The organism is Brucella sp. NBRC 12950, from assembly GCF_030268145.1.
In the GTDB taxonomy this organism is placed as follows: Bacteria; Pseudomonadota; Alphaproteobacteria; order Rhizobiales; family Rhizobiaceae; genus Brucella.
On the sequence record NZ_BSQC01000003.1, the window covers coordinates 294,965 to 308,626 of the forward strand.

Here is a 13,662-nt window from a genome sequence, read left to right on the forward strand (position 1 = left end):
CTTCACAGTTTCGCTGGACAAGCTTTAACGCAGGAAACCTATCATGGTCCGTAAAATCATCATCGATACCGATCCCGGTCAGGACGATGCAGTCGCCATTCTTCTGGCGCTCGCAAGCCCTGAACTTGACATTTTAGGCATCACCGCCGTGGCTGGAAACGGCCCGCTGGCCCGCACTGAAATCAATGCACGCACCATCTGTGAAGTTGCAAAAAAGCCGGACACAAAAGTATTTGCGGGCTCTATCCGTCCATTGGTACGCCCGCTCGTGACGGCGGAAAACGTCCATGGCAAGACGGGCCTTGATGGTTATGATTTGCCACAGCCGACAATGCCGCTTCAGGCGCAACACGGCGTTGATTTCATTATCGAAACGCTGATGAACGAGGAAGCTGGCACCGTCACCCTTTGCCCGCTTGGCCCTTTGACGAACATCGCCTCCGCACTCATCCGCGAGCCGAAAATCGCTGAACGCGTCAAGGAAATCGTCTTGATGGGCGGTGGCTATTTTGAAGGCGGCAATATTACGCCGTCGGCTGAATTCAACATCTATGTCGATCCACATGCGGCCGCAGTTGTGTTTAAATCAGGCATCAAGATCACCATGATGCCGCTTGATGTCACCCACAAGGTGCTGACCACCGAGAAGCGCATTGCAGCCATTCGCGGGATCGGCACGCAGTTAGGCGAAGTAGTGGCTGCATGGCTTGAATTCTTCGAGCGTTATGATGAAGCAAAATACGGCACCGATGGCGGCCCACTGCATGACCCGAACGTCATCGCCTATCTGCTGAAGCCTGAACTTTACTCAGGCCGACATTGTAACGTGGAAATCGAAATCAATTCGGAACTGACAATCGGCGAAACAGTCGTCGACTGGTGGGAAGTAACCGATCGTCCAAAGAACGCCCTCTTCATCAAGGATGTCGATGCAGATGGTTTCTTCACGCTACTGACTGAGCGCCTCGCAACGCTCTAATTCTGACCGCACGATCTTTTCGCAAACAGTTTCACACCTTGCGAAATGTGCTCATTCATACGGACTCTATGAAAAAAGCCGCAGGATTCACGATCCTGCGGCTTTTGCAGTTTTACTGATTATTCTGCAAAAGTTGCACGACTTCCTGGGCCGTTGGCGCAGCAGATCCGGCGCCGGCGCGCGTTACAGCAATTGCACCGGAAGCCGAGGCAAAGCGCACGCAATCATGCAGCGACTGACCTTGCGAATAGGCCACGGCAAAACCACCATTGAAACTGTCACCAGCGGCAACCGTATCGACCACTTTCACCTTGAACGGCTCAAAGTGCTTGACCTCGTCAGCGGTCACAAGCAATGAACCGCGACCACCAAGCTTTACGATAACGATCTTCGGACCGCGCTCAAGAAGTTTGCGTGCAGCAGCTTCCGCCGATGCAATATCGGTTGGTTCAATACCGGTGATTTCAGCGGCTTCGGTTTCGTTTGGTGAAATGATCTCGCTCAATGAAATCAGATCGGCCATGCGGCTTGCGTCTCCCACAGGTGCAGGATCGAGCAGTACCGTGCCACCGGCAGCTTTCACAGCCTTTGCGACAGCAAGATTGGCTTCATGCGGGACTTCACGCTGCAGCAGCGTGATTTTGGCTTTCGCTATATCGGACGCATAGGCATCAATATCAGATGCCGCCCAATTCGCATTGGCACCGGCGCAAACAACAATCGTGTTCTGCCCGGCTTCTTCGACCTGAATGATCGCAATGCCGGTATCGACACCATCAATCACTTTAACACCGCCGGTGTTAAGACCAAACTGCTGCATTTCCTTGACAGCCAGTTGGCCAAAGGCATCGTTGCCGACCGCACCCACGAAACGAATATCGCCACCAAGCTTTGCCACCGCCACTGCCTGATTGGCACCTTTGCCACCAAGACCAATGCCATAGCCGGACGCATTGAGCGTCTGCCCGGGACGAGGCAGTGCTGCCATGCGGGCGCTGACATCCACGTTCACGCTGCCAAAAATGAAAATTTTCAATGGAGTTCTCCACGATTGCAATTGCCGCCGAACATAGCGTCGGTTGGGCTAAACTTCCATGCCACCGCGCACACCATACACAAATACGAAAAATCAGGCTGAAAAGCCCACCTATCAAGCTTGACCATCAATACTTTGCCCTAACATAAATAGGAACTGACAGTGATTGAAATAAATTGGGAGGTTTCGGCATGGTATCAGACAAGCTGCAGAACATGATTTCGCGTGTTCATCAGTTCCTTGAACGAGATATCAAGCCGCTGAGCGGAAAGACCCCCCCCTTTATTCTTTTCTTTTCTTTCACAGATGGGCAATCGCGCGCGCAAACACTCAGCGTCACCGCGGGAAGCTTTAAAGACTGCTGGAATGCAGGGCTCGAGAAACTTCGGCAATCCATCACCAAATCAGGAATTCAGCCCAAATGGTTGCGCGTCGATTGGGTGGAAAGCACCGAAGAAATCGAAAAATCAGAGCTCATCAAAAAACTTCAGCAGGTTAAGCGGAACTATTTCCGGTACGGCATCTCCCTTGACGCGCGGTTTCAAGCGGCTTTCCTTGAAACAGAACTCAATGGCAATGCCATGCTCTACGGTGGCCCGTCGATTGCCGCTGCGAGCCTTAACGAAGCCAACTTCAACCGCTATGCAAAACGCGCGCGTGGGTTAGAAAAAGTCTCAGTGTCTGAGGTTGAGCAGTTTCATGTTTTCTCGACACAGGCACTTTTCACCACCGACAGCGACGATGCGGTCCATTCGATCCCCGGAGCCGGTCCCAACACGGGCCGCAGAACGATCGAGATGTTGAATATCGCCGATATTGACGGGCTAATCGAGCGCGGCAGCCGTTTTCTGGAAACTCAGGTAGGCGAAGATGGACGCTTTATATATGGCTGGCATCCGTGCTTCGATAATCAGATCAAAACCTACAACACGCTCCGCCACACAAGCACGCTTTATGCGATGCTCGAAGCCTTTGAAATCACCAAAGATCAAGCGTTGAAAGATGCTATTGAGCGGGGGCTTCAACACCTCACCAGTAAGCTCATCAAGACCGTCGAACAGGAAGGCCGAGAGTTGGCTTTTCTTACCGAAGACAATGGTGAGATCAAGCTGGGTGGCAATGCCGTCTGCCTGCTGGCACTGGTCAAATATAGCGAACTGACCGGCACCGAGCGCTATCTCTCATTGCTGCAAAAACTCGCACTTGGAATTGTGTATATGCAGGATCAGGAGAGTGGCAAATTCAGCCATGTGCTCAACTATCCCTCGCTGAGCATCAAGGAGCCGTTCCGCATCATCTATTACGATGGAGAAGCAGCGTTCGGGCTGATGCGGCTATATTCATTGACCGGCGACGCCCGTTGGCTTGAGGCGGTGGAAAAGGCCTTTGACTATTTCATCGAAGCTGATCACTGGCAGGCCCACGATCATTGGCTTTCCTATGCAGTCAATGAATTGACCCGTTATCGTCCGGAACAGAAATATTACGCGTTTGGCATTCAGAACTTTGCCGATTATCTGGATTTCGTCAGCAACCGCATCACGACATTCCCCACGCTTCTCGAACTGATGATGGCCGCACAGCAGATGATCAGCCGGATCAAGGCTGATCCGGCGCTCGCACCGCTGCTGGAGAGGGTGGATCTTAAAAAGTTCTATTTTGCGTTGGAAAGGCGCGCTCATCATCTGCTCAATGGCCATTTCTGGCCGGAACTTGCGATGTTCTATGCCAATCCCGCGCGGATCAATGGCAGCTTCTTCATTCGTCACCACGCGTTTCGCGTGCGGATTGATGATGTGGAACACTATCTTTCGGGCTTTGTCGCCTATCGCAAATACCGTCTTAAACAAGGCTTAGCGGAAAGCCAGACTGCTTCCCGCGAGACAAAACTGCAGGCCGAACTCTCCTAAGGCCTATTCGCTCACACCTGGGCTGCTCGGATCTGCAAGCGGGAAGCTCTTGTCCGTCAAGCACGTCTTAAGCCAGTCATAGTCGTCGCTATCGATGACTTCACCGTCCAGTTTGAGCACTGGTTTCGAACTATAAATTGTTGGCTGGGCTTTAGGCTTCACATTCCAGCTACGCCCTTCTCCGCTCGTGCTCGGACACGTGTTGTCGTCGCCATTAAATGAGCAACTGGCGATCAGCTTTGGCTGACCGTCGACGATATCGGCAATGTAGCGTTTGAGATAACCGGTATTGGTCGCCCAATATTCCTCGACGCTGCATACGCGATTGCCATTCTGATAATGCCGCGTGGGAAAGCAATTATAGGTCTGGTCTGGCGGCAACATATCGCAGGATGTTTCATATCCCGCATAGTCACCACCGCTGAACTGCTTGAGAAAGGCCCGCTGGGTTGTGGCGACTGCAATAAGGCTTAATTTGCCCTTTTCCTGAAGCTTCGCTGTGCGTTCGGCAATCATGCTATTGGCAATCTGCTGCACGGTTATATCATCCGGCACGCTATCGGGTTCGCCAATGAGGCCATCTATCGCCCTGTCACGTGCGGCGATCCAGCGCTTCTGGCTTACCACCAGCATCGAGCGGATTTCCTCGTCGGGCGCAGTTTTGAGCGTTGCCGAATAGGTCTTGTTCAACTTGCTATCAGCATTCTGGAGCGACTTGCTCGAGCAGATCAGCTTTTCGCTTGGCGTTTGTGCCTTGCTGCAATCAATGGCCAATGCGGGTGCGGACAAAGCGCACAGCGCAGCCAATAGTGAAAGACGCAGAGCGGAGTGTTTCAAATTCATATCAAATACCCGAAATTAATGATCGACCGATTTCATATCGCAAGTGGTTTCAGCATTGGAGCACAGTCCTCTGAACCAGGCGCGTCCGGTGCGTTGATCCTTGCTGGCAAGCTCTACAAGCTCTTCGCCTGCCATACGCTTGCGCAGCACCGTGTAATCCAGCAAAATCCAATCCTCATTGCAGGCGAGGATATTGTTGATCTGGCCCATTTCGGTTAACCAGTCACTGCCAATATCAAGGAGGCGCTCACTTTGCGGATCCGGCTTTAGAAAACCTTGTCCGGATTGAACGCCAACTTTCGCTTCGTCCGATTTGATCCAGCCTTCGCCATTATAGACCGCGCGCGGGACGTAATCGTCGCTCTCTTCATTATAGGCATCGCTCGCATTGGCGATCTTCAGCCAGCCATCGCGCGCTGCAAGCACATCAAAGCCGATGCTGTAAGCATATTCGGCTTCTCCGGAACTTGAACCGGTTGGTATATGGCCCAGAAGCTTGGCATCAGCAGATGGCGCTTCGCGCACCTCTATCGAGGGCTTTTCACCATTCGTCCATGCACCAAATGCGCATGATGTGGTGCCTGCAGGAACTTGCGGCTCACTATCGGCAGCTAAGCAAGCGGGAGTTAACGTCAGAACAAGTGCAAACGTGACGATGAATGGTTTCTTCATGAGATGGCTCCCCTCAATACCGTTCAGGCCGTTCAGGAAAACGGGTCTGAATATTCGAGCACTTCCTGGCCCATCAAAACGCAATCTCCTGCGATTTTCGCATAATAAAGGCGCAGTCGATATTCTCCCTTATAGACATAGCCCAAGCCTTCGATAACATCGAATTTTCCCTTGCCGCGCAGAGCTTTGATCGTACCGCTTTTCTTGAAAGTTGGTTCATCGATTTCTGCACGATCGTCATTGTTGCTGTGCAGAAGCAGGAGCTGCTTTGCCTTTATGACCGCATCGGCAATGCACTTGTCGGCAGCTTGTGCAGGAGCGATTTGAGACAGAACTGGCAAGGAAAGAGCAAGAGCCAGAAGAAACGGACGAAAATGCATTAAAATCTTCCCTCATCATTTATTCTTCTTCGAGCAGACTGGTGATCAGCCTCACTCAATGAAGACCTTTACGCTGGCAGCGCGTCCGCCAGCATCAACAACGGTCAGTGTGGAGTAGCCGGTGCCATCCGGCAGCCATGTGGCCGTGCGGCGGCGATTGGGTTCAGAAATCGGTTTGCCGTTGGCAAGCCAGCGAAACGGTGCCCGCCCCCCCTGTAATTTCAGCACCAGTGGCGATGCATTGTCGCTGAGCGCTTTCAATTCGACATGCGCGCCATCAGGTGGAAATACGATGCGAGGTGCTGGCTCTATCGTGGCTTTGAGAACCGGCAGAGGATCGCTTGCAGACGAAAAGCGTATTTGGGTGACCGGAAGATCGGCGCGCGCCGTACGAAACGCGCCAGCGGGCGCGCGCGGTAACGGCACGGAAGCAATGCCGGAACGCACAAATGCTTCAAACAGAATGGGGGCCGCCGAAACATAACCCGCAAGGCCCGGCACCGAGCCGCCATCGGCACGCCCGACCCAGACACCCAGCACATAACGCCCGTCATAGCCGACCGACCATGCATCGCGGTAGCCATAGGACGTGCCGGTCTTGTATGCGAGACCGAGGCGTTTCGCGCCTTGCGGTGGCACGACACCGGCCAGAATATCGCCGATCTGCCATGATGCCTGCTCGCTCAGGACAGGGGCCGATGGTTGCACCGGTTCGGAGCCTTCAGTGCCGTCACGAAGGGCTGCCCCTCGCCCGCCATTGGCAAGCCCAGTATAAAGCTGCACCAGATCGCGCAGGCTGATGCCCGCGCCGCCCAGGCCGATAGCCAGCCCCGGCGCTTCACCTTTCGGCAATTGCAGATTGACTGCCGATTGACGAATGCGTGTGGTTAGTCGTGCAGGACCGACGGCATCGAGAAGGCTGATAGTCGGAACATTCAACGACATTTGCAACGCCTGACGGATGCTGACATCGCCCTGATAGCTCATATCGAAATTGCGCGGACGATAGCCGGCAAAATCCTGCGGGCGGTCCTCGATGATGGTTTCCTGTGCGATTAGCCCCTGCTCGAAGGCCAGCCCATAGATGAACGGTTTGAGTGTCGAACCTGGCGAGCGCACCGCACGGGTCATATCGATCCAGCCCTGCCGCTTGCCATCGAAATAATCAGCCGAACCAACCTCGCCTAAGATATTGCCGTTTCGGCTATCGGCCAGCACCATGGCGACCGATACTTTTGGCCCGAGTTTGCCAGCCGCTTCCCGTGCGACTGCTTCAAGTCCTGCCTGCACCGACTTTTTAAGTGTGAGGTGATGCCGGGGCTTAGTCGGTGCCTGCTTCAATGCGAGATCGGCAAAGTGGGCAGCCAATGAAGGCAAGGGATGACGATTAGCAGATATGCGTTCACGCGATGCACGCTCGGCTTCTTCGCTTGTGAAAACATCAGAGGAGACCATGCGTTTTAAAACACGATCCCGCGCCGCAACCGCGTTCTCCATCTGGCGATCCGGACGGCGGCGCTCTGGCAATTGCGGCAGAGCCACAAGCAATGCGGCTTCCGATATAGTCAGACGCAACGGCTCCTTGCCAAAATAGGCAAGTGATGCGGATCGCACGCCTTCCAGATTGCCGCCATAAGGAGCAAGTGTGAGATAACGTTCAAGAATTTCAGACTTGCTCAGCCGTCGCTCGATCTGAAGCGCGCGTGCGAGCTGCCGGAACTTTGAACCGAAACTGCGGCTTTCCCGCGGCTCGATCAACCGGGCAAGCTGCATGGACAGCGTCGAGCCACCAGATACAATGCGTCCACTGCCTGCAAGCTGGTAAGCGGCGCGCAAAAGTGCTGTAAAATCGATGCCGCCATGATCGTAAAAACGCTTGTCCTCGTAAGCGATCAGCATTTTCACGAATTTCGGATCGACATCCTCGATACGTGTATTCAGGCGCCAATAGCCGTCCGGCGTTGCATAGGCGCGCAGCAGAGCGCCGTCGCGATCCATGACTTCTGTGGAGATGGTCAACCGTTCCGGCAAAGGCGGCGGAAAAGCGCTGTCGAGCCAGTCAAGCCCGACCACGGTTCCGATAGCAGCGATTCCACAGAATGCGGCACCGCCAATGGCTATTTTCCAACGCCTTTTCATTTGTATAACCATGATCTTGGCCGAAAACCGGTTCCCATTTTTCGGGCTCATGGCTTACGGTGCTGCCACCTCCATCATGCTTGTCGCCGTGCGCGCTGCAAATTGCGGACGATACATATCTTCAACCGTTGCTGCCGGATGGGTATAAAGACCCGGCGTCACAGCTCGAACCACATAAGCAAGCGTGATCGGTTTCTTTTCGCCGGCCGAGCGGTCGAACGCGGCGACAAATCGATCATTGCGGAATTCGAGATGCGCTGCCTGTGTACTTTCCAACCACGGGAAATTGCCAAGATCGGCACTGGAAACAAGGCCCGGATTATCGATCTCAAAACCAGCTGGCAGCAGATCTGTCACAAGGAGACGCGACTGCCATTCCTGCAGATCGTCGATTTTCAGAACAACAACATAGCGCTCATTCTGATTGACCCCGGTAACATTGGCCGGTTCGCCATCAAGCGTATAATATGTCCTCTCGATATTGAAACCTTCTCCACCCGCAGGCAGTGACTGAGCGGGCGCTGCAACAGCCGTTACGACCGCATCAACTGAACCCTGACCCTTATTGGTGACGACCAGCGGCTGCGCTTCAAGGGCTGCACCATTGAGACGCTCGGAGAACGCGCCTTGATGCGCAGTTCCATTGATGTCGAGGTTGATGGCGCCATTGTCATCCTGCAAACCGCGTGCTGCAAGCAGCATCCATGCCTGATCCTGTGTGCTGAGATAACGAGCCTTTTCACGCTGGAACTCGACCAGCGTAATCAGCGACGGCAGCACTTTCGGCGCAGGCTTGGTTTCCGAAGCAAGAGCCAGCATTGCCGCACCATCACGCAGTGGCGAACCATAATCGGAGCGATTATAGTCATAGCTGGACTGGCTGGTTGCGAGCTGGAGCGACGAATTAAACACGCGTTCCGAACGCGGCTGATCACCATAAAGCGCTAATGCAGCACCGAGCTGGGCAACGGCCATCGGGCTTGCAAAGTTTTCGAGCTGGGTATCGGCAAAGTAACGCAGATCGCCAACAGAAGCCTTCTTGTTGCGTGCCAGAACATAGAGCGCATAGGCAATGTCGTTGCCGCGTTCCTTAACATCGGTGGTATAGCCGAGCGCATTCTGCAGATTGCCAAGGGCGGACAGCATAGCCTGCTGTGGCACGTCGTAGCCCTTTTCGCGGGCACGCGTGAGGAAGTCAGTCACATAGGCGTCCATCCAGAGATCACCAGACCCCGGAGACCACAGGCCGAACGAACCGCTCGAAGACTGGTTGTTTAAAACGCGGAAGATGGAATCCTGTACGCGCTTTTTAAGTTCTTCCTGGCTTTCCAGACCAGCAGCCGCTTCCGTACCTGCCGCCATTTCGCTCAGATAAAGCAGCGGCAGTGCACGGCTGGTAGTCTGCTCTGTGCAACCATAAGGATAACGGTCGAGCGCCATCAACAAAGCTGGCACATCAAATGCTGCACTGCGCGTCACACCAACACTGACAAATGCGCCATCAAGCAGGCTCTCAGACAGAAGGCCGCCGTCGACTTTCAGGCTTCCGCCATTGGCGCTAAGATTGACGACATGACGGCTCGTGACCGGCAGATCGACTGGACGCACCGGTAATGCCAAAGCCTGTTCAACATTGAGACCCGCATCGTTGGAAAGTCGGATCGTCACACCACCGGCACCCGTGGCTATAGCATTCAGCGGAACGGTGATCGACTGCCGTTTGCCACCTGTAAGAACGATGCTTTCAGGGTAAGAGCCAACCTCGACACCGAGATTATCGGTGGTCTCAAGGCTTACCCGATAAGTGCCATCCGGTGCGTCCGTATTGGCAATATCGAAGCGGATATTGGCCTGATCGCCGGGGGCCATAAAGCGTGGCAGACCAGCGGTGATGACCACAGGATCACGGATGATGACATCTGTGACCGCGTGACCAACGGCCTTCTTGGTCCATGCAACAGCCATGACACGCGCGGTGCCGTTGAACTGCGGTATGTCGAAATCGATGCTCGCTCTGCCGTCGCTATCGAGTTCAACAGGACCGGAGAACAGGGCAACCAGCTTTTCGGTGGGCGGGCTACCTTCGGCTGCCATATTGCCACCATCGCCACCCGTGCGCAGCTTGCCGGTGACACCAAGCGAGCCGTCGATCAGGCGACCATACATATCGCGCATTTCAAGACCGAGCTGACGCTGGCCGAAGAACCAGTTTTCAGGGTTCGGCGGCTGATAACGTGTCAGATTAAGAATGCCGACATCGACTGCCGCAACCATGACATAGGCCTGTTCGCCACCCGCATTCTCGACCGAAACGGGAATAGTAAGTGTGGAACGCGGCGCAATCTTTTCAGGCGGGGTGAGCTTGACTGCAAGCTGCTTGTCGGCAGGATCGACCTTCAGCCATTTAAGACCAATAGCACGCGCAGGCATGCGGCTTTCGATGGCCTCACCTGGACGGAACAGAGTTGCCGTAACATAGGCGCCTGCACCCCAATCCTCACCCACCGGAATATCGATGGTCGTGCCATCTTCCGGCACGCTTGCGGTAATTGTCTTGAGCAGCTTTTCCGCACCAATGGTGATGAGCAGCTCACCGGCAAACCGAGGGCTGACCTTCAGTTCTGCCGTGTCACCCGCCGCATAATGTTCCTTGTCGAGCGCGATTTCGAGCCCATCGGGTGTTTCGGTCGAGGTTGAGCTGACAAACCAGCCTGCATCAAATTCGTAGCTTGTGGCCGGACCCGAAGCATCGGCTGTTTCGATTTCCAGACGGTAACGACCCCAATCGACAGGCAGACTGATTTCAGCCTCGCTGTCGGTTTTCAGATCGATCTTGCCGTTGGCAATCGCCTTGGTGAACGTGACCGGTTCGTAATTCCAGCTGTTGCCACTGCGATACCACTGATAATTACGCTCGATCTTGACCAGCGACCATTGTGCGCCGTCAAGTGTCTTGCGATCACCCTTGCTGTCAGAAGCGATCAGGCTGAACTTTGCGGTACCGCCCTGCGGAACCTCATCGCCAGAGAAATCTGGGCGGATGCCTATAAGATCGGTTTCCGGCTGAACGGCAACATCGATCTTGCGCTCGACGGCACGGCCGCCGGTTTCCCGCATACGAACGGTAACAGCTGCATTCACCAGACGCGATGTTGACGGCATTTCATCGACAGCGACCGGGAAGCTTGCCTTGCCGTTCTCATCCACTTTCGACAAGTCATCAAGCGGAAGACGCGTGGCTTCACCCTGTTCTTCATCGGCAAGACCAAAATAATAGCCCTTGAAGCGCTCCCATTGACGCTTGGTTGAAAGTGTTACTTCGCCTTCAAGCGCGAGGCCAGCAGCTGGCGCACCATAGAGGAAACGTCCGTCCACAGTGATATTGGCTGTCTCTCCCACCGCGATTTCCGGCTTGTCAGACGTCAGATCGAACTCGATCCGGTCGGGCACAAAATCCTCGACCAGAAACATCTGTGTTGCGATGGCTGGTTGCTTGGGATCGGTATAGACCGAAACATTCCATGTGCCGCGCATGGCGTTGGACGGCAAAGTCAGGTCAATGGCATGACCACCGGCCAGCTTGCTGTCGGAGACGAGACGGCGATCTTCCACACCATCGGGACGCGCGAAGATAAAGGTGAGCGGCAGATCATCGATTGCGGTTGCGGTGTCGTCACGTGCAAGGGCGCCCACATGCACAACTTCGCCCGCACGATAGATACCGCGCTCCGTCCATGCATAAAGATCGAGCGCCTTCGGCACTGCACGGCCCGTCACACCACGATCGGAAAGATCGAAACCAGCGCGCGCCATGTCGAGGAACGTGAAATCATCATCATCTCCACTCGCCATCAGTACGGCTGGCACCATGCCGTCCGTGCCGCGTGTCAGTCCCGGCGTGAACGTCGCCCGTCCATCGCTGTCGGTGGTCGCTTCCCCCAGCACTTCATTGTTGCGAGCAAGAAGGGTCAGCTTCACGCCTTCAAGCGGTTCTGCACTCTCCAGCGAACGGGCAAACACATTGATCCCGTCCTGTCCGGTGTAGGTCGAAAGCCCGATGTCGGAGACCACAAACCACTGCGTTGCCTTGGTTCCATATTCATCATCGGACTTTTGGACCAATGGTTCAGCGGTCAGAACATAGACACCCGGCTTGCGTTCCGGCAGCGCTTCATCGACCGGGAAACTGGTCGTCGCTTCTTTGTTGAGCTCATTGCCTGCAACCTCGATCTCGCCTTCCCACACAGGCGCACCCATCTGATCAGAAACCGTGCTGATGTCGTAGCTGTCGAGCTGGCGCAGGAACTGGTAACCGGAGAGGAGCTGGGCCAGCGAACGGTCGCCGACGCGGTAGAGCTTGACTTTGGCGGTACTCAGGTTGACGCTGACCAGCGGAATGCCGCGACGCGCCTTGGCAGGCAGAACAAAGCTGTCGCCAGTAAAGCGTACCGATGGCGCGCGATCCTGCACATAGATCGAAAGATTGACCGGAGCTGGCAACACTTCGCCAACAGCTGATGGCAGGCCTTGACGGAACGTCACCGTATAATTACGGCCATGCTCGAGACCTTCAACGCAAATCTGGCGATCTTTGGCGTCAACGGCTTTTGGCGCGCCATTATCGAGCGTAACGAAGCTCGAATAATCGACACCGCTTTTCACCAGTTCTTCTGAGAACTGCGCGCAGATGCGCGGCGCAGCATTATCATTATCGACCGTGTTGTTGACGATGCGGAAACCTTTGCGGGCTTTCAAATCTTCATAGGTTTCTCGAACGGACGCGGAATTGACGAGATCAAGGCTCGCTTCATAAGCCTGCAAAGCCGGGCGCGATGCATCACGCTTTTCGAGTGCCTGCGCCATGACGGCAAGCGCTTGCGCGCGCTCATCCTTGGTGCGGGAAGTCTGGTAGGCAAACCACGAGGCCGAGGTCGCATCGCGCTGGAATTTGGAACGTTCCTGACCATTGGAAGGCTCGGTCGCAAGCGCTGACAGCGCATATCCTGTCCAGATCTCGCTGTCGTCCGGCGACATGCTGGCAGCCAGGCGGAACTTTTCCATGGCCGTGCGCGGATCGCCATTCATGCCAGCAGCGCCTGCTTCATTGCGAAGATCGCGCAGGCTGTCAGAGCTTTCAAGGCCGCTGATCTCACGCTTGAGACGACGGGCTTCATCAACCAGATTGGCTGCAAAGAACGAGATAGCAGGTGCAGCGCCAAGATCTTTGCCCTTGGCAGCCTTTGCTTCCGTCACAACCTTGCCGGCAATGGATCCGACAGATTCATTGAGCTTGTTGAAATCGGCTTTCAGAAAGCACCATTTGACCTTGGGATTATAAGTGAAGGCCAGACAGGAATTATCGCCCAGGCAAACGCTTTTGCATTGTTCGAGCGAGACATTCTTTTCAGTTCTCAGATCAAAGCCGAAATAATCGGCATTCTGTGTGGTCTCAATGCGCCGTGTTTCGGCGGCATTTGCCCCTGAAGATGATCCGAATGATGTCGCAAGGCAGAACGCAGTCGTAAAGGCCAGTACCAGCCGATTAAACCGATCAGACATGAGTGTCACTCTTCTGTAGTTGTCCCTCATCCCGCGCGGTTGTCGTCGACCCTCACCCGCACGCTCTTGAGATCAGAACTTACCAATTTATCCAAAACTGGATAGCTGGATTCGTATCTGAACCTCCGAATAGACTCTGATACA

General features: G+C 54.7%; 8 protein-coding genes. 2 read left to right on the forward strand and 6 right to left on the reverse strand.

All coding sequences use genetic code 11. The features are described from left to right. Positions 1-43 precede the first annotated feature (43 nt). Positions 44-979 (forward strand): nucleoside hydrolase, encoded by a 936-nt coding sequence (locus QSJ70_RS06790; RefSeq protein ID WP_285535266.1) that lies wholly within the window; start codon positions 44-46, stop codon positions 977-979. Between the two features lie 112 nt (positions 980-1,091). Here the strand turns inward: QSJ70_RS06790 and rbsK are convergent, their stop codons facing one another. After that, positions 1,092-1,967 carry a ribokinase gene (gene rbsK / locus QSJ70_RS06795; protein ID WP_285535465.1) on the reverse strand — a complete coding sequence of 292 codons (876 nt, stop codon included), beginning with the start codon at positions 1,965-1,967 and terminating at the stop codon, positions 1,092-1,094. Positions 1,968-2,206: 239 nt separating this feature from the next. Between rbsK and QSJ70_RS06800 the strand changes: the two genes are divergently transcribed. Beyond that, complete coding sequence (locus QSJ70_RS06800) at positions 2,207-3,925, forward strand: glycoside hydrolase family protein (RefSeq protein ID WP_285535267.1); 1,719 nt, start codon at positions 2,207-2,209, stop codon at positions 3,923-3,925. Between the two features lie 3 nt (positions 3,926-3,928). Here QSJ70_RS06800 and QSJ70_RS06805 read toward each other — a convergent pair whose 3' ends face one another. The 5 genes from QSJ70_RS06805 to QSJ70_RS06825 are packed head-to-tail and all read right to left on the reverse strand — an operon-like array spanning position 3,929 to position 13,518. Continuing rightward, the gene (locus QSJ70_RS06805; protein WP_215777918.1) at positions 3,929-4,768 is read right to left on the reverse strand and encodes a lysozyme inhibitor LprI family protein; all 840 of its coding nucleotides are present in this window, start codon (positions 4,766-4,768) and stop codon (positions 3,929-3,931) included. A gap of 15 nt (positions 4,769-4,783) precedes the next feature. Continuing rightward, complete coding sequence (locus tag QSJ70_RS06810) at positions 4,784-5,440, reverse strand: hypothetical protein (RefSeq protein WP_285535269.1); 657 nt, start codon at positions 5,438-5,440, stop codon at positions 4,784-4,786. 32 nt (positions 5,441-5,472) lie between these two features. Next, complete coding sequence (locus QSJ70_RS06815; RefSeq protein ID WP_285535270.1) at positions 5,473-5,820, reverse strand: hypothetical protein; 348 nt, start codon at positions 5,818-5,820, stop codon at positions 5,473-5,475. 51 nt (positions 5,821-5,871) lie between these two features. Then, positions 5,872-7,959, reverse strand: a complete 2,088-nt coding sequence (pbpC, locus tag QSJ70_RS06820; RefSeq protein WP_285535272.1) for a penicillin-binding protein 1C — start codon at positions 7,957-7,959, stop codon at positions 5,872-5,874. 54 nt (positions 7,960-8,013) lie between these two features. Further along, a complete protein-coding gene (locus QSJ70_RS06825) occupies positions 8,014-13,518 on the reverse strand; it encodes an alpha-2-macroglobulin family protein (RefSeq protein WP_285535274.1) in 5,505 nt (1,834 codons plus the stop codon). Positions 13,519-13,662 lie beyond the last annotated feature (144 nt).

Excerpts from the sequence above, each read along its gene's own strand:
- QSJ70_RS06805 (WP_215777918.1), bottom strand. The coding sequence starts at position 4,768 with ATGAATTTGAAACACTCCGCTCTGCGTCTTTCACTATTGGCTGCGCTG.
- rbsK (WP_285535465.1), bottom strand. The coding sequence starts at position 1,967 with ATGGCAGCACTGCCTCGTCCCGGGCAGACGCTCAATGCGTCCGGCTAT.
- QSJ70_RS06815 (WP_285535270.1), bottom strand. The coding sequence starts at position 5,820 with ATGCATTTTCGTCCGTTTCTTCTGGCTCTTGCTCTTTCCTTGCCAGTT.
- QSJ70_RS06825 (WP_285535274.1), bottom strand. The coding sequence starts at position 13,518 with ATGTCTGATCGGTTTAATCGGCTGGTACTGGCCTTTACGACTGCGTTC.
- pbpC (WP_285535272.1), bottom strand. The coding sequence starts at position 7,959 with ATGAAAAGGCGTTGGAAAATAGCCATTGGCGGTGCCGCATTCTGTGGA.
- QSJ70_RS06810 (WP_285535269.1), bottom strand. The coding sequence starts at position 5,440 with ATGAAGAAACCATTCATCGTCACGTTTGCACTTGTTCTGACGTTAACT.
- QSJ70_RS06800 (WP_285535267.1), top strand. The coding sequence starts at position 2,207 with ATGGTATCAGACAAGCTGCAGAACATGATTTCGCGTGTTCATCAGTTC.
- QSJ70_RS06790 (WP_285535266.1), top strand. The coding sequence starts at position 44 with ATGGTCCGTAAAATCATCATCGATACCGATCCCGGTCAGGACGATGCA.